Genomic DNA, 23,541 nt, shown 5'->3' on the forward strand with positions numbered 1-23,541 from the left:
TCCTATATGATTATGGAACAAGCTCTTGAACAAAAATTCATAATAAGAAATAAGCTTTTTAATATTTATGAACAACTTTTCTTCATTGTCAATATCTTAAAGCAAAACGAGGAAAAACAATACACCAATAATTCTCTAGAGCTAGAAAGCAATTCTTTAGCTGTTTTAAATAATTTATTTAAAGAATTATGGAAGTTAAGCGATGAAAATAACTATTTCTGGCATAACTGTAGTCTTAAAGTATATTCCAATTATTTCCTTGAAAACAAATCTTTTTTAATAAAACAATATGGGATAAGGAGATTTAACAGACTCTTAGAAATTCATTTAAACTCTTTTACTAAAATCAAAAAGGATTACAACCCAAATGCAAACTTACCTTTATCAAAAAATTTGATGCAAGATTTTTTCATTTTGCTTGATTATACGAATTTTTTGAATGAAGAAAACACAGCAATAATTGATAATTTCAATAAATCGAAAATTGAATTCATTACGACTGAACTAGTGAATGAAAAATATTATATAAAAGAAAGTTATGGTTTTTATAAAATCAAAAGATACAGCTCAAGACCTTTTAAAGGAGATGTTATAGGACATAACATAGATGATGACTCATTTGTAATTCAAAATATGAATGTAATTCATATAGATAATAAGTCGTTTTCAAATCAGGCTGTCAATTCAATACTAAAGGTGATAGGCGAAACTCTTGAACGAGGTAAAACCTTTCAAGAATTTCCAGAACAAAACCTTAATAAAAAAGGATTACCAAAATTTAATATTCAAACTAGATACGAACTCTTCAAAAAAATAGGAGGAGAAAAAATTATAGACAATATAATTTGTCATAACGAAAAAGGTAAAGGGTTAATTCTTGGCTCAATAATGGATATAAGTCCAGATAATGCTAGACATTTAGTTAGTAAAACATATAAACATGCCTTTACCAATCAAAACGAAAATTTACTCAAAGATTTCTTCACTAAATCGAACATCAAAATAAAGAGCTAACATTTTTTGGGTCGACCCAAAAAATGACCCAGATTAACATTGCACCATATAAATTTTTAAACAAAAACTATTATGGTTCAATTAATTCAAATTACTGAAGAAAAGCTAACTGATACTATCATATTGGCTTTTAGAAAGGAACTGGAACAGCTTAAAAAAGAGTTCCGACCTCAACACCCACCTAAATGGATTAGTCGCAACGAAACGGCTGAAATTCTTGGGGTATCATTCCCAACTCTATATAGTTGGCACAGAAAAAAAGTACTCATTGCTTACAGTATTGGTAATCGAGTGTATTACAAGCGTGAAGATATAGATAATGCATTGACCCCCATTGCTTGCTAACAAAGATTATTAATAAAAAAACTATAAGAATGAATACCCTATATAAAAAAGTTAGAGACCAATTTGGTAAAAAAATTGGTGATATAAAGATTCAAGATATTTTACAAGAAATTAAATCTGGTCGTTTTAAAAATGACATATTAGCCATTAGAACCGCTAAACAAAATGATGATAAATCTGAAGTAGATAATTTAAAAAGTAAACTCTTGGCATTCACTCCATCTGGAACATTTGGTGACCAAAGAAAAAAAGAATTTTTAAAGTCATATTCAAAAATAATAAATCTTGATTTTGACCATATTCCTAAAGATGAGATTGAAGTCTTAATCGAAATAATAAATGACTGCAAATATACATACGCTTCTTTTATAAGTCCAAGTGGCGAAGGAGTAAAAGTCTTCGTTAGAATAGATACTGAACAAGCAATGCATAACATTGCTTATCTCCAAGTTGCAAACTATTACAAGATATTGACTAGCTATGAGTTTGACTCTAAATGCAAAGACATTACTCGCTTATGTTTTGTTTCACATGATGAAAAAACCTTTATAAATGAAAGTTCAACAATTTTTAAAGTAAACCCTGATATTATGGGTTCAATGAATTCAAATGACCAGCAATTTTCGCCATCAGAAAAATTGGATGAATGTTTGACTTTTACAGAAAAGAAAATTCAGTATTACGAAGGAAATAGAAATAATTTCGTTTATCAATTTGCTTGCAACGCAAACAGAATTGGAATACCTGAAGAAGAAACTTTTGATTATTGTTATGATAATTTTGACCTTGATGAGGTTGAAATGCGAAACACGGTAAATAGTGCCTATAAAAATCATATTGCAGACTTTGCAAAGTTTGCAAACCTTGCAAAACACTCAAATACCGACTTATTGGATGACAAAACAGATAGTGTTTTATTAATCACTCCCAAGATTCCAAAATCAGTCTACGACCACTTACCATCATTATTAAAAAAAGGTTCTGAAGCTTTTGAAGACCAACGCTCAAAGGACTCTTTCTTAACGGGTGCTTTGTCAATAATTTCGGGTTGCTTACCAAATGTCTCAGGGGTATATAGTGGCCGTAAGGTTTATCCAAATTTGTTTTCATTTGTTATTGCGCCAGCCGCTTCAGGAAAAGGTGCTTTGTATTCAGCAAAAGAATTGGCAGACAAGTTTCATAAAGAAACAATGAGAATTTCCTTAAACGCAATTGAAGAGTACCTAAGGGAACAAGAAGAAAGAATTGATGATGAAGAAATAGACCCCACTCCAGAACCACAATTCAAGGTGGTTTACATTCCAGCCAATACGAGTAATTCCAAAATAATTCAGCATTTGCAACAGAATGATGGAAAAGGTATTATATGCGAAACAGAAGCTGATACATTAGGTCAAACCCTAAAAAACGACTGGGGTTCTTATTCAGATATGGTTAGAAAAGCATTCCATCACGAAAAAATTTCAATTTCAAGAAGAGCTAACAACGAATATTATGAAATCGAAAATCCTCAATTATCTGTTGCATTATCAGGCACTCCTAATCAAATTTATAAAATAATATCGTCTGCCGAGGATGGGTTATTTAGTCGCTTTGTATTTTATATTTTTAAATCGGATACAAAATGGATTGACCCATCTCCATATGGAAACGCTATAAATCTTACGGAGCATTTTGAAAAACTTTCTAATAATGTATACGAAATGACATTATTTTTAGACAAAAATGAAACGATAGTTGAACTTACAAAAGAACAATGGTCTGAACTTAACAAAGCATTCTCGGGTTATTTAGAACAAATAAATACGTTTATAGGAGAAGATGCCTTAAGTATTGTGAAAAGACTTGGTTTAATTTTATATCGGTTCTGCATGATACTAACATCTCTTAGAAAGTTTAACAATAAAAAATTGGAAAAAGTTATTGTATGCTCAAATCAAGATTTTAAATCAGCTATGGCTTTAATCCAAATTTATTTACAACACAGTATAATAATGTTTAATAACTTACCTAGTCATTCTGAAGAAGGTTTTTTCAAGCAAGGTTCAAATAAGGATTTATTTTTTAAAGCTCTACCAGATGAATTTGGTAGAAAGGATGCCATTTTATTAGGGAGAGCTTATAATTTAAGCAATAGGACAATTGATGCTCTTCTTAAAAAATGTTTAGGCACATTTTTAGAGCAACCTAAAACTGGTAGTTATAAAAAAATAAATGTGAAACCCAATTCTTAACTATTTATGAATACCAGGGAGATAGGGATTAGCACAACCCACGTATTCTCGCTTACTTATAAAAAACCAAATTAGAAAAAAGTACCCATCAAACCCGTAAAAAAATTTTTGGAATTTTTTGGGTACTTTTTTTGACCTTAACGACACGTAATCGTAGATGAGGTTTAAAATAATCTAATTGATTCAGGTATGAAAACTAATATTCGAATCAAAACAATCGGACTCGTAAACAAAATTTTAAATAAAATGGACGAAAAAGAAAACGACATAAACGACAAAATTCAAATCAAACAAAAGGAAATTGAAGTCGAAGACGATTTCAACAAAAAACACGAACTTCAACGAGAACTTCAAATCCTTACAATGAGAAAAGAAATTGAGAAAACTAAAGAAAAATTGAACAACAAAAAACTTTAATTAATACAATAAATAGTTGAGAGGTCTTAATCAAAGTTAGTATCTTTAAATTCCCATAAAGCATTAATTGTAATATTAAATAAGATACCTGGTTTTATTATGTCTAAAATTAATGAGCTTATCCAAAGCTTCTCCAATACTACATTAATCGCATTTTTACGGCAGCAAATACCAACATTTAAACCTGATGATGATGATTTAGCTTACTTGTTTGATGATGAAATTTTTGATAAATATTTATCTATAAATAAAGTTGGTGAAGCCACAATTAATGGTGATGATTTGATTGTGATAACTTCTGAAACATCAGACCCATTAACAGAAAGAACGGGTAAAAAGAAACAGTATGAGATTGCAAAACAGATATTAAAGCATGAAGTTAAAGATGCTGCTTTATTTGTGTTTTACGATGTTGAAGGTAACTTCAGGTTTAGTTTTGTAAAGGCTAATTATCTGGGTACCAAAAGAAATTTCACAGACTTCAAACGATATACATATTATATCACTCCAGATAGAACCAATCGTACTTTTATAAAACAAGTTGGAGGTTGCAACTTCAATTCTCTGGATGAAATTATAGAAGCCTTTAGTGTAGAACCACTAAACAAACAATTCTATCAAGAAATTGCAAAAGCATTTTACAGTTTAATTGGTGGTAAGATTAAAATTGGTAGTAGAAATCAAGAGTTTGACACTGTATTGAAACTACCTTCTACTCCATCAGCTGAAAATAGAAAATTGTATCAGGAGTTTAGTGTTCGATTGATTGGTAGAACTATTTTTTGTTGGTTTTTAAGAAATAAAAAGTCTGAAAATCATATTCCTTTGATTCCAGAAAATTGGTTGTCATCTTCAACCGTAGAACTTTTAGCTAATGGCGGTTTTAACTATTATCATGATTATTTAGAAAAGGTATTCTTTTTAATTCTAAATAAAAAAGTTGATGACCGAAAAGACTTTGATTTACCAGATGGTCACGAATTAATTCCGTTCTTAAATGGTGGATTATTTGAACCTCATATTGATGACTTCTTCGGCAATAATGGAAAACCTAATTATGGTTTGGATATTCCGAATATATGGTTTTTAGATTTATTTAAAATTCTTGAACAATACAATTTCACAATTGATGAAAATAGCATCTATGACGCTGAAGTAAGCATTGACCCAGAGATGTTGGGAACCATTTTTGAGAATCTTTTAGCGGAGATAGACCCTGATACGGAAAAAAGTGCGAGAAAGGCCACAGGAAGTTTCTATACACCTCGTGAGATTGTTGATTATATGGTGGAACAATCATTGATTCAATATTTAAAGACCAAAACAAATATTGAAAATGAAGAGCAACTTCAGGAATTGTTTAAAGAAGGGGGTGAAAATAGGTTTAATCCATTTGAAACCAAAAAAATATTACAAGCTTTAGGTGATGTCAAAATTTTAGACCCCGCATGTGGTTCTGGTGCCTTTCCTATGGGAGCATTGCATAAAATAATTAATGCATTGCACAAACTAGACCCTGATGTCTCTTGGTGGAAAGAGCGACAACTGGAAAACATACCAAATGTATTGGCTCGTAAAATGCTGAAAGAAAAATTAGACACTGCTAGCGCAGATTATGTTAGAAAGCTAGGAATAATACAGAATTCAATATATGGAGTAGACATTCAACCTATAGCCGCAGAGATTTCAAAATTAAGAAGCTTTTTGTCCTTGGTGATAGATGAAAATATTGATGACAATGCAGAAAATAGAGGTATTGAACCTTTACCGAATTTGGAATTTAAATTTGTTACTGCCAATACCTTATTAGGCCTTGAAGAAAAAAACATTTCTGTAATAGATTTTGGGCAAACAGAACCTTTACAAGACGAATTACAACGTATAAGAAATGATTATTTACAAGCTTATGGAATTGCAAAAGTAAAACTCAAAGAACAATTTGAATTAGTACAATCTCAAATCTATAAAAATGAAGTTGCTGGTGGAGGACAAAATAAAAGGGCACTACAGTTAGCAGCATGGAAGCCCTTTAGTCATGAGAGTAATTCTTGGTTTGACCCATATTGGATGTATGGTTTTGATAAATTTGATATTATAATAGGTAATCCACCATATAACCAACTTCAAAAAGAAATCGATGATAGTAAAAAACTTGCCGATATATATCAAGATTTAAAATATTTAACCTTCGAAAGAAGTGGAGATATATATTGTCTTTTTTATGAAAACAGTATAAATCTTTTGTCAAATAATGGTTTTGTCTGTTTAATTACTTCGAATAAATGGATGAGGGCGAAATATGGCAAGTCCTTACGTAAACTATTTCTTAAATATAATCCAATTCAACTTATCGATTTAGGCCCTGGAGTTTTTAACAGTGCAACCGTTGATACAAATATTCTAATCCTCCAAAATGAAACTAACCGCAAGATACAACTGAATGCAATTGAGTTAAAGAAGAATAAAGATTTAAATAATTTAAATGATAAATTTACTGAAATCAATTCTTTGAGTGAAGAAAGTTGGATTATTCTTTCTAAAGAAAAACAAAAGATAAAACAAAAGATAGATAATAAAGGTAAAGCGTTAAAAAAATGGGGAGTTAATATTAATAGAGGAGTTCTTACTGGGCTTAACGAAGCTTTTATTATTGATGAAAAATGTAAAAATGATTTAATTTTTAATGAACCTGAAGCAATAAAATTTATACGACCTTTATTAAAAGGTAGGGATGTACAACGATATAAAATATTAGACAATAAATTATGGTTAATTGGTACTTTTCCTTCTAGAGGCATTGACATTGATAGATATCCATATCTGAAAAATTATTTAGAAAAATTTTGGCCTAAAATTAAGCAGTCAGGAGAAAAAATAGTTTTAAAAGACGGCACTAAAGTAAAGACAAGAAAGAAAACCAAGCATCAGTGGTTTGAAACACAAGACCAAATAAATTACTTTAATGAATTTGATAAAGAATTCATAGTTTGGGCTGAAACTATTAAAATATACTTTGATGGCTCTCGAAATTTCCCACGTTTCACTATTACAGAGAATGTTTATTTGGATAAAACTTGCTTTTTCATGACAACTAATGAGAATAACAAAAAATACATTTTATCAATTTTAAACTCAAAATTGTTCGAATTTTATATACTTAATTTGGTAATGACTTTGGGTAGTGGTAGTCTTGGATTGCAAAAAAATTATATTGAAACAATACCGATACCAGAAATATCTTCTGAAAAACAAAAAACATTTTCTGATGTTGCATCTATAATTTTGGACAAAAAGAAACTGAATCAAAATACTTCAGAAGAAGAGCTTAAACTAGATGTAATGGTTTACAAGCTTTATGATATTTCATTTGAAGAGATTATAACAATTGACCCGACATTTTACTTATCCCAATCTGAATATAATAACTTTGACATAATTAAATGAGTAAAAATTTCATAACAAATAGTCAGGAAAGTGCAACCTTAAAAAAACGCTTGGAGAAACTTATTTCAGCAAGCCAAGAACTCAAATTTTTGGTAGGGTTTTTCTATTTTTCTGGTTGGCAAGAAATCTACAAGAATCTTCAAGATAATAATCAAGTTAAGATTAAAATTCTTGTTGGTCTTCAAGTTAGTAAACTTTTAAGTGATATCGTGGAGGTGGGTCTAAAAGATGATACGTTAAGTCAGGAGGAGTATTTTACACAGTTTATGAAATCCATGGGTTATGCCATCAATAACGCAGAGATGGATAATGAAGACTTTTATAATCAAATAGAATTTTTTATTGAGTTATTGAGTGAAGGCCGATTGATTATTCGTAAAACTCTTAACCCAAACCATGCAAAGTTATATTTATTTCAACTGGATAATCAATACCAAGACCTATTTAACCTAAAAGGAGAGTTTATAACTGGTAGTAGTAATTTAACAAAAGCTGGATTACATAGTCAAGAAGAATTTAATGTTGAGATTAAAGATTATGGTTTTGAAAGTGCTGAAGCTTATTTTGATGAATTATGGAATTCGGCTATTCCAATAACAGAAGCAGAAAATGGTACTAAAATCATAATTGACTTTTTAAAAAATAAAAGCCAAGCTTCTTTAATAACTCCATTTGAGGCTTATGCCTTGATTTTGAAAACATTTATAGAGCTTCAGGAAGCCAAAAAAATTAACGATGCAATAACACGCTTGCTGGAAGAAAATGGTTTTGAAAAATACCAATATCAATTAGATGCTGTAAACCAAGCCTTAAATGTAATTGACACCTATAATGGAGTCATCATAGCAGATGTAGTTGGATTAGGTAAAAGTGTGATTGCCTCATTGATTGCTAATCAACTTGGCAAACGAGGATTAATATTATGTCCTCCTGGATTGATAGGCAGCAAAAAAGAGAACAGTGGTTGGTGGGAATATTGGAATCGTTTCAAATTATATAATTGGGATATTGATAGTTCAGGAAATTTAGAAGCTGTTGCAGAAAGTATTAAAAATCATGATTACGGTTATCAAATTGTCATTGTTGATGAAGCACATAAATTCAGAAATCAAGATACTTCAGCATATGAAGCATTAATGGATATTTGTAGGGGTAAACAAGTGATTCTATTGAGTGCCACACCATTTAATAATTCCCCAGCAGATGTATTCTCTCTGTTAAAATTATTTATCATTCCAGGGGCTTCTGGAATCACAATTGAAGCTGATTTAGAAGGCAGATTTAATGCCTATAACTATAGATTTAAAAGGTTATCAAACATACTTAAAAATCATGATTCCAATAATCCAGAAAAAAGACGTAAGGCCGAGAGAGACTATGATAAAATGTTTGGTTTACCATTACCAATAGATTTAGCTATAGTTAGAGGCAACGTAAACTCAATGGCAAATGACATTAAAAATGTAATTACACCTGTAGTTATAAGAAGAAATAGATTAGACCTGAAAACAGATTTTGAGTATAAAAATGAAATTGAATATCTATCAGAAGTAAAAGACCCTGTTGAACAATTTTATGAATTGACACCTGAACAGGCCAATTTTTACGATAGAATTATACAGGATTATTTTAGCGAAACAGGCCATTTTAAAGGAGCTATATACAAGCCAAATGAATATGAAAATTTGATTGAAGACGAAGACAAATTAAGTGAAGATGCAAACAGAGCCTTCCAACAACAGCGTAACTTATATGATTTTATGAGACGTTTGTTGGTGAAGCGTTTTGAAAGTTCGTTTGGTGCATTTCAGAAAAGTATAGAACGCTTTTTAAGAACCCATAAAATGGTTTTATCATTTGTCGAAAAATCTGGGAAATATGTTTTAGATAGGAAAGTAATTGAAAACATATATGATGATTCTGATGATGCAGATGATTTTACTTATGAAGCCATAAAAGAAGCATTAAAAGAGTTTGAAAGAAATGCCATTGATAAAACTAAACCAAAGCACACAAAAATTTATGATATTGATTCTTTTCAATTTAAAAAAGAATTTATTGATGATATAAAAAGTGATATTAAACTCTTCAAAAGAATTGAAGAAGAGATAAAAGAGTTAAAAATCATCAAGAATGACCCTAAAAGAAGAGCAGTTCTAGAAACAATAAAAGATGTATTAAGTCAAAAATCTAAACCAAAACGTAAGGTTATTCTATTTACAGAATACACCGACACCGTTAGACATCTTCAAAAGTATTTTGAAAAAGAATTAGTTGGAAGAGTAATGTTCTGTGATGGTGGAATCACAAAAAAGTTTGCTAAAAAATTGGATTCCAATTTCAATGCCAAATATAAAGAACAGGAAGACGATTACGATGTTTTGGTTACTAGTGATAAACTTTCTGAAGGGTTTAACCTTAACAGAGCTGGTTTAATAATCAATTATGACATTCCATGGAACCCAACAAGAGTAATTCAACGTGTTGGTCGAATAAACAGGATGAGTGCTAAAGTTTTTGACGAACTCTATATTTACAATTTCTTTCCAACAGAACGAGGCTCAGATATTGTAAAAAGTAGGGAGATTGCACAACAAAAAATGTTTTTGATTCATAGTGCATTGGGTGAAGATTCTAAAATATTTGACCCAGATGAAGAACCATCACCAAGTGGGTTATTTAGTAAAATAAGTTCCAATCCAGAAGATAATGAAGAATTGAGTGTAGCTACTATCATTAGGAATGATTACAATAAAATTATTGAGTCATACCCTGAAGTTGTTAAAAAGATAAGTCGGTTACCAAATAGAACCAAAACTGCTAAATTATATTCTGATAATAATGTTGTGGTATTAAGAAAAAAAGGTATGGCATTATTTTCTATTGTTCATAATTATGAGAATGAAAAGCCTCATGATAAACCTGAAGAAAAAACATTTGAAGAGTTAATTGAATATGTTAAATGTACTCCTGATGAACCAAGGCAACCATTAAACAGTAAATTCTGGAAGTCGTATGAAGAGATTAAAACTTTTAAGCCTAGGTTCTCATCTGGAAAAAGTGAAGCTGCTTTAGAGAATAAAGCTTCAGTAGCTTTAAAAACGCTTCTAAAAGAGAAACGAGATGATTTAGACCAAGAGCTTGTTGCTTTCATAGACACGCTCTTAAACGACATCAGAAAGTATAAAACACTCCCAAAATTTACTTTGCGGCAATTGAAGCTTTCCGAGAAGAAAAATCCATATGACGAGCTAATTTCAAACATTAAAGATTTAAGGAGAAGGCTTGGTGATGATTATCTTAAAGTTATTTTAAGTAGGACTGGAAATATTGAAAATGATGTGATTATTGCGGTTGGGAATAAAAAAGAATAAATAAAATGAAATACAACCTATACATACATATACCACTTCATGGTAAGTTTAATATTTTGTCAATCACAAAAGAGCAAGTTGAATTTGTAGTAGATGCGTATAAAAAAGGTAAATCAAAGTTTACCCTGAATGGAACGAAATATGATTTACATGACGTTAAAGATTTTCAAATATATGAGATGAAAATGGAACTTGAAGTTTTTAAAAAAACAAGTCTGTTCGGTGGGTTTCATAAAAAAGGAGGTTATTATGGATTTTACATTCCAAAAGAAAATCTAGAAAGGCTTGGAAGCAACGTTACTTCTAATTTTATAGGCAATACTGAATATGGTGAAGAGTCTAATAATGAAACTACTCAAAACAAAGAGTTCGTTTCTAATTCAAGATTAGATGAATTACGAGCATTAAGCTCAAGTAATTTTGACTTTAAAAAATTAATCAGATTATGTGAAGAATTAAATGATAATTTTTCTAGAGGAAATTATTTTTCAGTTGGGGCTTTAGGTAGAGCAATTTTAGACCACATTCCACCATTGTTCAATGTAAGTACATTTACACAAGTAGTTGGAAATCATGGTGGAAAAAGTTTTAAAAAAAATATGGAAAATTTGGAAAAATCTCTCAGAAATATTGCCGATGGATACCTACACCTTCCTATTAGAAAAAAAGAGGTGCTACCGAACAGTGTTCAAGTTAATTTTTCACAAGATTTAGATGTTTTATTGGCAGAAATAGTAAGGATATCATGAAATGTTATCCTTAAACCAAATACTTACTTAAATAGTTTAAATAGTGTATAAAGACCATCTAACATTTGAAATTTTTAAATCTTTATCAAAACCAATATGGAGATATATGAACTTTTGGAAATTTTTGAACCTTTTAGAAACCAGTTCTCTTTATTTTTCAAATGCAGAGAATCTTGGTGATAATAATGAAGGAAGAATACCAGAAGTAGTTTATCAAATGATGATAGAACAAGACAATGAAAATGGAAACACAAATAATCAAGACACATATGAATATATAGAAAATAATTTAAGAAAGGAAACATTAATTAGCTCTTGGACATATCATGACGATGAATCATATGCACTCTGGAAAATGTATGCAAAGGATAAAATGGGTATTGCAATAAAAACAGATATACCTTCATTAAGAGAATCTTTTAATGAAACAGACCGTCTCATATACATAGGAGAGGTCAAGTACTTTGACCCCAAAAGTTTTCATTATTCTACTACTAATTTATACTACCCTTTTTTAGTTAAACTAAAATATTATAGCTTCGAAAACGAATTGAGATGTATTACGAGCTGTACTCAAGATGAATTGAAAGAAAATAAACTAGTAAAAGTAGATTTGAATAAGCTAATAAAGGAAGTTTATATTTCGCCAAACTCAAAACCCGAATTCAAAAAGCTGATTGAGTTATTAAGTCAAACCTATAATGTAAATTTCAAGGTGAATTTTTCTAAAGTTAATGATAAGTGGCTATAATAAAATAATCCTAAACACCTGGTTTTTAGATACATAATTTTGTAATCATTGTTTTATACACTATATTGCATTAAATCAGAAAACTATGATAACAAAAAGCTTTTCAGGCTCGATTAGACTAAAAACAGGTGGCCATTTTATTAATGTCAAATGTGATGCAACTTCACCATCAGCCGCTAAAAAAATAATTCAATCTCAATATAATGTTAAAAGTTGGGCGAAACAGATGGCGAGTAGATAGTTTAATAATTTTTTATAATTTCATATAAGATATTTCCATATTCATTTTCAAAATATGTGGGTTTAATCTAATTGAGTTTTTAATTTACTGTAATTTATGAATTAATAAATTATTAGGTTTTGGGGAAAAGTAGACAGGAATTAATCGATATTTTTAATTCGTCAAATTATCTTGATATTATCCAAAATGAAGTACATAGTGAGCTTCATTTAAAAATTCTGGAAAAAATTAGACAATCCACCAGATTTTTAAAAAAAGAAATAGTTAATCACACTTTTAGCAGAAAGTACGAGAGAATAGAGCCTTCAGATAGTGTGAAAATTGTCTATAAGAATCATAAAGGAGTAATATTATATAGTATTAAATACTCTTGGATGTTTAATTCCTTTTTTATTAGTGAACATTTTAATGTTGAATTGAACAAATTTATTGATTTACACTCAATCGATGCTATTTCTGAATTGAATACGAAATATTTTGTTGTTCACTTGAATAGAATATATTATGATGAACCAAATGATGTAAATGAATTAAGAATTTGGCCAATGCTAGTTGAAAATCAAAAAGATGTATTTTTATCAAAAGTTCACAAAGAAAACAATCCAGACGATTTTATATTAATTTGTGAAAAGCGTGACCATCTTTCATTTTATGATAAATTTTATTTTTTTGACCAAAAATCTAACTTTAAGCCTGACGAAACACCCTATATTAGTAATACTAGTTGGCGTTTTATTGATTCTAAAACAAAATGTAAGATTAGTAATGGAATAATACATTTCAATGGTATTGCAGAACATAATTCCCATCGTGAAGTTTATCAGGAATGGAATATAGAAGCTACCATAGATATTAGCAACAATAAATTTTATATTGCTAATTCAATTTTCACAAGGTTTGATTACAAATAAAATATTAAAATTTTTATGGGAATAGATGACTTTAACAATCTAAAAAGGTATGAAAAGCTATCAATACTCAAAATGTACGGAGTGGAATTGAACAGGAAATTTACAAAATATGGTACTATAAAATTAGTTATATGTGTTGCAATTAAAAATTTCTTTGTTGAATTGAATTTTAATGTCATGACAAAACAAATAGAAAATATATTTGCATTTGAAGATGGAGAAATTTTGAATAATCACTCGAACTTTAATGAGTACTTAATAAATACAAAGGGATTTGATGACAAGTTTGAATTTACTTATTGAGCAAAAAAGTTATCACTAAAATCAAATAAAAACCACTGAAGTGTCACATAAAGTGACACAAAATAAAATAAAAAAATCGTAATGTACTATTATATAGTTATTTACGATTTTATTAAGTGACCCTTCAGGGATTCAAACCCCGAACCGCTGGAGCCGAAATCCAGTGCTCTATTCAGTTGAGCTAAAGGGCCATTATTTAACTTAATTTTTGCTTTACTATTGTAGATATCGTTTTACCATCGGCCTTTCCGGCCAATTCTTTACTTACTATACCCATGACTTTACCCATATCTTTCATTCCTTGTGCTCCAATACGTCCTATGGTAGTATTTACAATTTTTTCTATTTCTTCTTCACTTACTGCTTCTGGTAGAAATTGTCCAATAATTTCAGCTTCAGCCAATTCTGGAGCTGCTAAATCTTCTCGTCCTTGTTCTATATATATAGCGGCACTATCCTTGCGCTGTTTTACTTGTTTTTGTAAAATTTTTATTTCTTGTTCTCCTGTTAGTTCTTCTTTAGCTCCAGTTTCTGTCTGTGCTAGTAAAATAGCCGATTTTACAGCTCTTAAGGCCGTTAAAGCTGTTTGATTTTTTTCTTTCATAGCAGCTTTCATAGCTGTCATTATTTTTTCTTGTAAACTCATAACTCCATTTTGGTTTTGCGAAGATAAAAAGAAAACCCGAAAAGTTGAGGGTGCTTTTCGGGTTAATAAGAAGCTATGACACTAATTTTGACTTGCTATTAATCAACGTTGTCGTGTAAGAATGAATTATTGCTTCTCAATTGTATCTCATCATTGTCATCTACATCAATACTTGTTCTAGACATATCTGTTTCTGACGAATGCTTTGCTTGATCTAAATCTATACCTTGTCTCTTATATGCCGGGACTTTTTCCATATCATCAATTTTTGCGTTGTTGAATTTATAGTTAAAGTCTTTCATCTTACGCCTACGTTCTTCTGCTCTTTCTTTTAGCATTTCTGAAATCGGGCTATTCATTGGATCGATATCTTCTTGTACTGTTTCTTCTTCTGTTTTAGATTCAACCACCTTTTTCTCAAAAACCACTTCTTTGTCGATATCTTCTTGCACTTTTGTTTTGTTCATAGAAGATTCTATCTCAACATAATCTTCTAAAGTATAACGAACTTCTCCTTTTTCGCTTGACTCTGTTACCGTAATCAGTTCGACATAATCATTTACCGGTAGAGCATTTACATCATTCTCTGTTAGTGGTTCAGAGATTCTATCTTCCTTACTTTTGGCTTTAGACTCACTTAAAGGAAGATCGAAAGTAAGAGTAATCTGTTGTTCTTCTTCATTATCATCTTCATTTATTTCAACCTCAAAATTCGGAATTGGAGTAATTATAAAATCTTGGTCTTCATCTTTAACAGCAACGACTTCATCATATACAACGTTCATGTTTTTAATAATTTCAGTTGTTGGTATGAGTAACATTTCATTCGATATTGTCTCATTAACATTCATCTCTTTATTTTCAGTTTTAACTGAATCTTCTATTTCATCTAAATCTAATGTATGCTTTACTACAGGTTCTTCAATATTGGTTTCAAGCTCGACGATAGGCTTTATAATAGCTGGATCACGCTCTTTGGTCAAATCTTGAGACAATACCTGTTCATCTTCCAAAGAATGAATTACTTTTTTGACTTCTGTATTTGAAATTTCATCTTGCTGTTCGATATTAAATCCAGTAGCTATAATGGTAACTGCTATAGATTCATCTAAAGACTCATCTTCTCCTACACCCATAATTATATTAGCACCGTGACCTGCTTCATTTTGGATGTGATCATTAATCTCACCTATTTCATCAATGGTAATTTCTTGTGAACCAGAAACTATAAGCAACAATACATTTTTGGCTCCAGTAATTTTGTTATCGTTGAGCAATGGAGAATCTAAAGCTTTTCTTATAGCTTCTTGAGCGCGATTCTGTCCTGAAGCAGAGGCAGATCCCATAATGGCAGTGCCACTATTACTTAAAACAGTTTTGGCATCTCGTAAATCGATATTTTGTGTGTAATGATGTGTAATAACTTCTGCTATACCACGAGCAGCGGTAGATAGCACTTCATCAGCTTTTGAAAATCCGGCTTTAAAACCAAGATTACCATAAACTTCTCGAAGTTTGTTATTGTTAATTACTATTAAAGAATCTACAACATTACGAAGGTTTTCTATACCAATTTGAGCTTGTTGGTTTCTCATCTTGCCTTCAAATTGAAATGGCATGGTTACAATTCCTACAGTTAAAACATCTAAATCTTTTGCCATTTTTGCAATGATAGGTGCAGCTCCAGTACCTGTACCACCGCCCATTCCTGCGGTAATGAAAATCATTTTAGTGTTTGTATCCAACATGTTTTTAATCTCCTCGTAACTCTCAACAGCAGATTGTTCTCCAATTTCTGGATTAGCTCCTGCACCTAACCCTTCTGTGAGATTAACTCCTAACTGAATCTTGTTAGGCACTCCACTATTTTGAAGAGCTTGCGCATCTGTATTACAAATCACAAAGTCTACACCTTTGATACCTTGTTGAAACATGTGATTAATGGCGTTGCTACCACCACCACCAACACCAATAACTTTAATAACATTTGATTGATTCTTTGGTAAGTCAAATGAAATATTGGTTTCGAATTCTTTTTTGCTGCTCATAAATTCTTATTTACTGGTTTTAATAAATTATTCTGCATTATCTAAAAAGTCTTTAACTCTTTCTGTTAATTTGTCCAAAAATGAACGTCTTTCTTTTACTGGTTTATTTAAAATTTCCTGTGATTGGTTAGATTCGTCTTCAAATTCATTAAGTAAATTCTCTTTTTCAATTACTTTTCTTTCTTTACGTTTAAGTCCGTCTAACACCAAACCAACTGCTGTTGCAAATAATGGACTAGTAACATCATCATCACTATCTCCTGCCAAATGTTCGTTGGGATATCCTATTCTTGTATCCATCCCAGTAATATATTCTACCAATTGTTTTAAGTGCTTAAGTTGGCTTCCTCCACCTGTTAAAACAATACCAGCAATGAGTTTTTTCTTTTGTTCTTCATGACCGTAATTTTTTATCTCAACATAGACTTGTTCAACAATTTCAACTACACGAGCATGAATAATTTTAGACAGATTCTTTAAAGTAATTTCTTTAGGTTCTCTTCCACGTAATCCAGGAATAGACACAATTTCGTTGTCTTTATTCTCTCCTGGCCAAGCAGAACCGAACTTTATTTTTAAAAGTTCTGCTTGTTTTTCAATAATTGAACAACCTTCTTTTATGTCTTCTGTTATAACATTTCCGCCAAAAGGAATAACCGCTGTATGACGAATAATTCCGTCTCTAAAAATGGCCAAATCTGTTGTCCCTCCACCAATATCAATTAAAGCTACTCCTGCTTCCTTTTCTTCCTGACTTAAAACTGCATTTGCTGAAGCCAATGGTTCAAGTGTTATCCTTTCAAGGTTAAGTCCAGCACTTTTTACACAACGCCCAATATTTCTAATTGATGATACCTGACCTACAACTACATGAAAATTTGCTTCAAGTCTACCACCATACATACCTATTGGTTCTTTAATTTCTGCCTGACCATCTACTTTATATTCCTGTGGTAACACATGAATAATTTCTTCGCCTGGAAGCATTACTAATTTATGAACCTGATTGATAAGTCTATCTATATCTTCCTCACCAATAACATGTTCTGAATTGGGCCTTGTGATGTAATCACTATGTTGTAAACTTCGTATGTGTTGTCCTGCAATACCAACAGTAACCCCTTGAATTTGCATATCAGAAGCTAATTCTGCTTCTTGTACAGCTTGTTGAATAGATTGTATTGTTTGAGTGATATTGTTTACAACACCTCTGTGCACACCAAGACTTTTGGATTTGCCTATTCCAAGAATCTCAACTTTACCATACTCATTTTTGCGACCAATCATGGCCACGATTTTGGTTGTTCCTATGTCCAATCCAACAGCTATATTATCTTCCATAGTTTATAATTTGGTGCATACAACTTGATTATCAAATTGTAAATTGACATTGCTATAGTTATTCAGTGTTTTTTCTTTTAAACTTTTCTTATAAAAAGCTTTAAGGTTATTTATTTTTTTATCCAAATTATTCATGTCACCAATTTGAACTATAAAACTGCATTGTCTCAACCTTAAAAAAATTGTTCTATTAGCGTTTTGATTAATCTCAACAACATTTTTCTTTAAAAATTCATCCTTCTGTATTTTGTTAGCCATAATAAAAACATTATCTAGTTTATTTTTATCTATTTGGCCAGTAACTAAAGGCACTCTTGCTGAATGATTCTCTGACAAAGGCATATATGTACCTTGATCATCAATATAATATGAAGCGTTAGTGCTTACTCTTGCTATAGGTTTTTTCTGTTCAATATCAGCGTTAAGTTCACCTTTTAAAGTAACATAAACCTGTGCTGACTTGACCATAGGATTAGAATTCAGGGCAGTTTCTAATTGGTTCAAATCTAAAGTTTCTTTAGGCATTTTTTTAACACCCTGTTGATTTTGTATTAACAATTTACTAACAGTCTCTTCTGTAAGAAATAAATTATTGTCTCCTTCAAAATGAATATTAAATTCAGATACTTTTCTCACTGAATTCTTGCTTGATGAAAAGGCAAACAAGGTCACTACTAAAATTAGTAGAGACAATAGTTTTATATAGTTCCAATTAACTCGCAACTTTCAAGGCTTGTTTAATCTGTTTGACTTCCTCTCCAATATCTCCCGCACCAATTGTTAAAATAACTTGTGCATCACTCTTTTTAATTTTTGCAACTATTTCATTTTTACTAATAAGTTGTTTGCTAATATTATTGATTTTATCCAGTAGCCATTTTGATGTTATACCAACAATAGGCAACTCACGAGCTGGATAAATGTCTAATAATAAAATTTCATCAAATTGTGATAAACTCTCCGCAAATTCGTCTGCAAAATCTCTTGTTCTACTATAAAGATGAGGCTGAAAAATGGCTAATACTTTCTTTTTAGGGTACATTTCTTTTAGAGCTTGAAATACAGCATTTATCTCTTGAGGATGGTGCGCATAATCATCAATATAAACCAATGATTCTGTCTTGATGTGATAGGTAAATCTACGTTTAACACCTTTGTAAGATGCTAAAGCCCTGACGAGCTGTTGGTGAGGGCACCCATATTCTACAGCCATCGCCAGGGCAATTAATGCATTTGACAAATTATGTCTACCAGGCAGGTTAAATTGTATATTTTTAATAACGTTGTTTGGTGTTTTTACATCAAACACATAAGTTCCGTTTTGTATTTTAATATTTTGAATGGAATAGTCTGAATCATCTTCTATACCATAAGTGATTGCCTTAATTGGGAGCCCATTTCTAACAAACAATTTTCCATTAGGCTTTAGTTTTTTAGAAAAATCAATAAAGGAATCATGCAATTGGCTTACTTCTCCATAGATATCCAAATGGTCTGAATCCATAGAAGTAATGCATGCAATATCTGGTGAAAGTGTTAGAAACGACCTATCAAACTCATCCGCTTCAACTACAGAAACTTTAGTTCCTTTTAAAATTAAATTTGAATTATAATTTTCGGATATACCACCAAGAAAGGCCGTGACTTCAACATTACATTCGCTTAATAAATGACCAAGAATACTCGTAGTTGTAGTTTTACCATGTGTTCCTGCAATTGCCATGCAGAATGTGTTTTCTGTAATCAACCCAAGAACTTTTGAACGCTTTAGAACTTCAAAATTATTATTTCTAAAATAGTTTAACTCACTATGACTATTTGGAACTGCTGGAGTATAAACCACTAACGTTGTTTTTGTGTCTAAAAATCTTTCTTCAATTTCGTTAATAGAGTCATTAAAATGAATACGAATTCCCAAAGCCATTAATTCATCCGTAATTCCAGTCATCGTTTTATCATAACCACCAACATACTTTCCATTTGCATGAAAATAACGCGCTAATGCACTCATACCAATACCTCCGATCCCAATAAAATAAACGTTATTTATACTATTTAAATTCATTTATTTAATAGCTTTTCAACTTCATCTGCTATTTCCTTTGTTGCATTTGCCAATGCTAACTTTTTAATATTTTCGCTCAATTTTCTCTGTCTTTCTTGTGAAGCAATGAGCTGCGAGAATTTATTTTCAAAATCAATATCCAATTCATTTTCCTTGATCATTATTGCCGCATCATTTTCTACAATAGCTAAAGCATTTTTTGTTTGATGATCTTCCGCTACATTTGGAGATGGAATAAAAATTACAGGCCTTCCCACAATACTCAACTCTGAAACTGAACTTGCTCCAGCTCTTGAAATGACAACATCTGCTGCTGCATAAGCTAAATCCATATTATTCAAAAATGGATAAACTTGAACATACTCTAAATCGTTATAAAATTTAAAATCTTGATAGTATAGCTTACCGCACTGCCAAATAATTTGTGTGTTCTGGGTTTCGAAAAACTCTAATTTATCTTCAATTAGTTCATTTATTTTTAAAGCTCCTAAACTTCCACCTATAACTAAAAGCGTATATTTTCCGTGTTTTAGTTTAAAGAAATCTTTTGCTTGCACAGTTTTATTCTCAATTTCTAACAAATCCTGTCTTACAGGATTTCCTGTTTTTATGATTTTATTCTTTGGGAAAAAGCGTTCCATATCGTTATAAGCAACACATATCTTGTTCACTTTTTTTGACAATAGTTTGTTGGTGATTCCAGCATAGGAATTTTGCTCTTGTATTAGGGTTGGTATTTTCTTTGAAGCTGCTACATGCAACAAAGGTCCACTGGCAAAGCCTCCAGTACCAATCGCTACATCTGGTTTGAAATTTTTGATGATTTTTCTCGCTTTTATTAAGCTTGCTAAAAGTTTAAAAGGAAACATTAAATTCTTTAATGTTAGCTTTCTTTGAATACCAGAAATCCATAAACCCTCAATTTCATAACCAGCTTGAGGTACTTTTTCCATTTCCATTCTATCTTTCGCACCAACAAATAAAAATTCAGAATTTGGAAAACGAGACTTCAACTCATTTGCAATTGCAATGGCTGGATAGATGTGTCCTCCTGTTCCTCCACCTGACAATATGATTTTATACTTACTCATTAAATAGTTTCAGCTAAAACTTCTAACGGATTATCTTCATTATAATCCTGTTCTTTTAATTCTTCTCTTTTTGCACTTACGCTTAAAATAATTCCAAGAGCCAAACAAGTCATCCAAATTGATGTCCCTCCACTACTAATAAGCGGTAATGTTTGTCCTGTTACTGGAAACAATTCAACTGCAACAGCCATATTTATTAATGCTTGAAAAACTATAGGTAATCCAACACCTAATACAATTAGTTTTCCGAAAATGGTATCTGCTTTTTGAGCAGCAATTACTATTCTAAACAACAACCACATATAAAGAATCATAATAAGAAAGCCTCCTATCAATCCATATTCCTCAATTATGATTGCAAAAATAAAATCTGAGGATGACTGTGGTAAAAAATTCTTTTGAATACTCTTTCCTGGGCCAACACCCTGAATACCTCCAGAAGCAATGGCTATTTTGGCCTTTTCAATTTGATAATCTGCTTCAGTGTCCTCTTTATCTGTAAAACTTTCAATTCTACTCATCCAAGTATCAACTCGATTTGGCATTAACTCTGGAAACGATTTAGCGACTAGTACAAACATTACGAGAGCGACAACACCAGAACCTATTATTAATGCTAAATATCGTATTGGATAACCTCCTAAAAATGTTAACATGACAACCATACAGAATAAAATTGCAGCAGTTGAAAAGTTAGCTGGAAGAATTAATATAATTACTAAAAAAACCGGAATCCAAAGTGGTAAAATAGATTCTTTAAAGGTTATTTGTTTATCTTTAATTTTAGACATATATCTTGCAACATATACCATCAGGACAACTGATGCTAAAGTTGACGTTTGGAATGACATACCTACAATTGGAATCTGAATCCACCTACTAGCATTTGCTCCTTCTGTTGTAGTTTCTTGTGACATGGTTATCACTAAAAGCACCAAAACTATTGGCAGCATAACCATAGATAAACCTCTAAAATATCTGTATGGGATTTTGTGAACTCCATACATAATTCCAAATCCAAGAAACAAATGCATGAAATGTTTTAAAAAATATGCAAAGGTATTTCCGTTTCCTCCAACATAAGCTAAATTACTTGCGGCACTATACACAGGTAGGAATGAAAATATCGCCAACAGGGCTACAATAGCCCAAATTAACCGATCACCTTTAATATTTTTAAATATCTCTTGCACTATAAATTTCTTACCGCTTCTTTAAATTGACGACCTCTATCTTCGTAGTTTTCAAACAAATCAAAACTTGCGCATGCAGGTGATAATAATACATTATCACCTGCTTCTGCTATTTTGTACGCTATTTTAACAGCCTCGCTCATAAATTGCGTTTCAATGATAATATCAACCATAGAACCAAAATTTTCCATAAGTTTTTGGTTATCAACACCCAAACAAATAATAGCTTTTACCTTTTCATTTACAAACGAAAAAAGTTCTTGATAATTATTGCCTTTATCAACTCCACCAACTATCCAAACCGTTGGAGCATCCATGCTTTCTAACGCATAATAAGTAGCATTGACGTTGGTTGCTTTAGAATCATTGATATAGTGTACTTTGTTTATTTTTAGAACATGCTCCAAACGGTGTTCAACGCCTTGAAAATTCTCCAAACTTTCTCTAATTGTCTGCTTTCTAATTTTTAATACATGTGCTACAGTTGAAGCTGCCATAGCGTTTTTAATGTTGTGATTTCCCTCTAGTGCTAAATTTGTGGTTGGCATAATTATTTGCTTGTTATCTATTGTTATTTTAATATCCTTGTTGTCTAAATACGCTCCATTTTCAATAGTTTTTGTTAGTGAAAATGGTAATAATGTTGATTGAACTGGGTTCTTTTCTAACCAATTTGTTATTTCTTCATCATCTGCATCATAAATCAAATAGTCCTTTTTGGTTTGATTCCTAGCAATCCTGAATTTTGACGCTATATAATTTTCAAATTGATAGTTATATCTATCTAAATGATCAGGTGTAATATTGGTTATAACAGCTATATGTGGTTTAAAAGTTGCGATATCATCTAACTGAAAGCTGCTTATCTCCAGGACATAGTTTTTATAATCTTCTTCTGAAACCTGTTTTGCAAAACTCTCACCAATATTTCCAGCCAACCCAACATTCAATTCTTGTTTTAGAATATGGTGTGTTAACGAGGCTGTTGTAGTCTTGCCATTACTTCCTGTAACACCAATAATGGTAGCAGTAGTAAATCTTGAAGCAAATTCAATTTCTGAAACTACTGGAATTCCTTTTTTACGAATTTGTTTTACCAAATCAACTTTATCTGGAATACCAGGACTTTTCATTACTAGATCTACATTAAGAATCTTACCTTCTGTGTGCTGTTCTTCTTCCCATTCAATCTCATTATGTATAAGAACTTGTTTATATTTTTCTTTAATTTTTCCTTTATCTGAAACAAAGACTTCAAAACCTTTTGCTTTCCCTAAAAGTGCTGTTCCAACACCACTTTCTCCTCCTCCTAATATGACTAGTCTTTGTTTTGTCATTCCTTCAATTCTTGAGATTCCTGCAATAGCAGGAATG

The 23,541-nt window shown here is 31.1% G+C and carries 19 protein-coding genes and 1 tRNA gene; 11 read left to right on the forward strand and 9 right to left on the reverse strand.

Going from position 1 to position 23,541, the window contains the following annotated elements:
- The first annotated feature begins 12 nt into the window (after positions 1 to 12).
- The 11 genes from AAFP94_RS00960 (at position 13) to AAFP94_RS01010 (ending at position 13,783) form a co-directional block, all read left to right on the forward strand.
- Positions 13 to 1,014, forward strand: coding sequence for a hypothetical protein (locus AAFP94_RS00960; protein WP_316661070.1), 1,002 nt, complete (start codon positions 13 to 15; stop codon positions 1,012 to 1,014).
- A gap of 72 nt (positions 1,015 to 1,086) precedes the next feature.
- Positions 1,087 to 1,359 carry a helix-turn-helix domain-containing protein gene (locus AAFP94_RS00965; RefSeq protein ID WP_316661069.1) on the forward strand — a complete coding sequence of 91 codons (273 nt, stop codon included), beginning with the start codon at positions 1,087 to 1,089 and terminating at the stop codon, positions 1,357 to 1,359.
- Between the two features lie 29 nt (positions 1,360 to 1,388).
- Entirely contained in the window at positions 1,389 to 3,593 is a 2,205-nt protein-coding gene (locus AAFP94_RS00970) for a DUF3987 domain-containing protein (protein ID WP_316661068.1), read from the forward strand.
- 189 nt (positions 3,594 to 3,782) lie between these two features.
- A complete protein-coding gene (locus AAFP94_RS00975) occupies positions 3,783 to 4,010 on the forward strand; it encodes a hypothetical protein (RefSeq protein ID WP_316661067.1) in 228 nt (75 codons plus the stop codon).
- 99 nt (positions 4,011 to 4,109) lie between these two features.
- Positions 4,110 to 7,454, forward strand: coding sequence for an Eco57I restriction-modification methylase domain-containing protein (locus AAFP94_RS00980; RefSeq protein ID WP_316661066.1), 3,345 nt, complete (start codon positions 4,110 to 4,112; stop codon positions 7,452 to 7,454).
- Positions 7,451 to 10,828, forward strand: a complete 3,378-nt coding sequence (locus AAFP94_RS00985; RefSeq protein ID WP_316661065.1) for a helicase-related protein — start codon at positions 7,451 to 7,453, stop codon at positions 10,826 to 10,828. The genes AAFP94_RS00980 and AAFP94_RS00985 overlap by 4 nt, the downstream gene beginning before the upstream one ends.
- Before the next feature lie 5 nt (positions 10,829 to 10,833).
- Positions 10,834 to 11,577, forward strand: coding sequence for a hypothetical protein (locus AAFP94_RS00990; protein WP_316661064.1), 744 nt, complete (start codon positions 10,834 to 10,836; stop codon positions 11,575 to 11,577).
- 106 nt (positions 11,578 to 11,683) lie between these two features.
- Positions 11,684 to 12,328, forward strand: a complete 645-nt coding sequence (locus AAFP94_RS00995) for a hypothetical protein (protein WP_316661063.1) — start codon at positions 11,684 to 11,686, stop codon at positions 12,326 to 12,328.
- A gap of 85 nt (positions 12,329 to 12,413) precedes the next feature.
- Positions 12,414 to 12,569: a hypothetical protein gene (locus tag AAFP94_RS01000; protein ID WP_316661062.1), complete on the forward strand. Its 156-nt coding sequence runs from the start codon at positions 12,414 to 12,416 to the stop codon at positions 12,567 to 12,569.
- A 119-nt stretch (positions 12,570 to 12,688) separates the two neighbouring features.
- Positions 12,689 to 13,480, forward strand: coding sequence for a hypothetical protein (locus tag AAFP94_RS01005; RefSeq protein ID WP_316661061.1), 792 nt, complete (start codon positions 12,689 to 12,691; stop codon positions 13,478 to 13,480).
- A gap of 15 nt (positions 13,481 to 13,495) precedes the next feature.
- A complete protein-coding gene (locus AAFP94_RS01010; RefSeq protein WP_409627907.1) occupies positions 13,496 to 13,783 on the forward strand; it encodes a hypothetical protein in 288 nt (95 codons plus the stop codon).
- Positions 13,784 to 13,900: 117 nt separating this feature from the next.
- Here the strand turns inward: AAFP94_RS01010 and AAFP94_RS01015 are convergent.
- The 9 genes from AAFP94_RS01015 to murD form a co-directional block, all read right to left on the reverse strand.
- A tRNA-Arg gene (locus tag AAFP94_RS01015) sits at positions 13,901 to 13,974 on the reverse strand.
- A gap of 5 nt (positions 13,975 to 13,979) precedes the next feature.
- Positions 13,980 to 14,429: a GatB/YqeY domain-containing protein gene (locus tag AAFP94_RS01020; RefSeq protein WP_316661060.1), complete on the reverse strand. Its 450-nt coding sequence runs from the start codon at positions 14,427 to 14,429 to the stop codon at positions 13,980 to 13,982.
- Positions 14,430 to 14,527: 98 nt separating this feature from the next.
- Entirely contained in the window at positions 14,528 to 16,477 is a 1,950-nt protein-coding gene (ftsZ, locus tag AAFP94_RS01025) for a cell division protein FtsZ (protein ID WP_316661059.1), read from the reverse strand.
- Between the two features lie 27 nt (positions 16,478 to 16,504).
- Entirely contained in the window at positions 16,505 to 17,818 is a 1,314-nt protein-coding gene (gene ftsA / locus AAFP94_RS01030; RefSeq protein WP_316661058.1) for a cell division protein FtsA, read from the reverse strand.
- Positions 17,819 to 17,821: 3 nt separating this feature from the next.
- On the reverse strand, positions 17,822 to 18,454 hold the full coding sequence (locus AAFP94_RS01035; RefSeq protein ID WP_316661057.1) for a cell division protein FtsQ/DivIB: 633 nt from the start codon (positions 18,452 to 18,454) through the stop codon (positions 17,822 to 17,824).
- Between the two features lie 76 nt (positions 18,455 to 18,530).
- Entirely contained in the window at positions 18,531 to 19,883 is a 1,353-nt protein-coding gene (murC, locus tag AAFP94_RS01040; RefSeq protein ID WP_316661056.1) for a UDP-N-acetylmuramate--L-alanine ligase, read from the reverse strand.
- The gene (murG, locus tag AAFP94_RS01045) at positions 19,880 to 20,974 is read right to left on the reverse strand and encodes an undecaprenyldiphospho-muramoylpentapeptide beta-N-acetylglucosaminyltransferase (protein WP_316661055.1); all 1,095 of its coding nucleotides are present in this window, start codon (positions 20,972 to 20,974) and stop codon (positions 19,880 to 19,882) included. Before murG ends, murC begins: the two co-directional genes overlap by 4 nt.
- Positions 20,974 to 22,167, reverse strand: coding sequence for an FtsW/RodA/SpoVE family cell cycle protein (locus tag AAFP94_RS01050; protein ID WP_316661054.1), 1,194 nt, complete (start codon positions 22,165 to 22,167; stop codon positions 20,974 to 20,976). The genes murG and AAFP94_RS01050 overlap by 1 nt, the downstream gene beginning before the upstream one ends.
- Positions 22,167 to 23,504, reverse strand: coding sequence for a UDP-N-acetylmuramoyl-L-alanine--D-glutamate ligase (murD, locus tag AAFP94_RS01055; protein WP_316661053.1), 1,338 nt, complete (start codon positions 23,502 to 23,504; stop codon positions 22,167 to 22,169). Before murD ends, AAFP94_RS01050 begins: the two co-directional genes overlap by 1 nt.
- Positions 23,505 to 23,541: the final 37 nt, after the last annotated feature.

Origin of the sequence: Gilvirhabdus luticola, from assembly GCF_040117515.1 — a bacterium.
Classification (GTDB): Bacteria; Bacteroidota; Bacteroidia; order Flavobacteriales; family Flavobacteriaceae; genus Gilvirhabdus; species Gilvirhabdus luticola.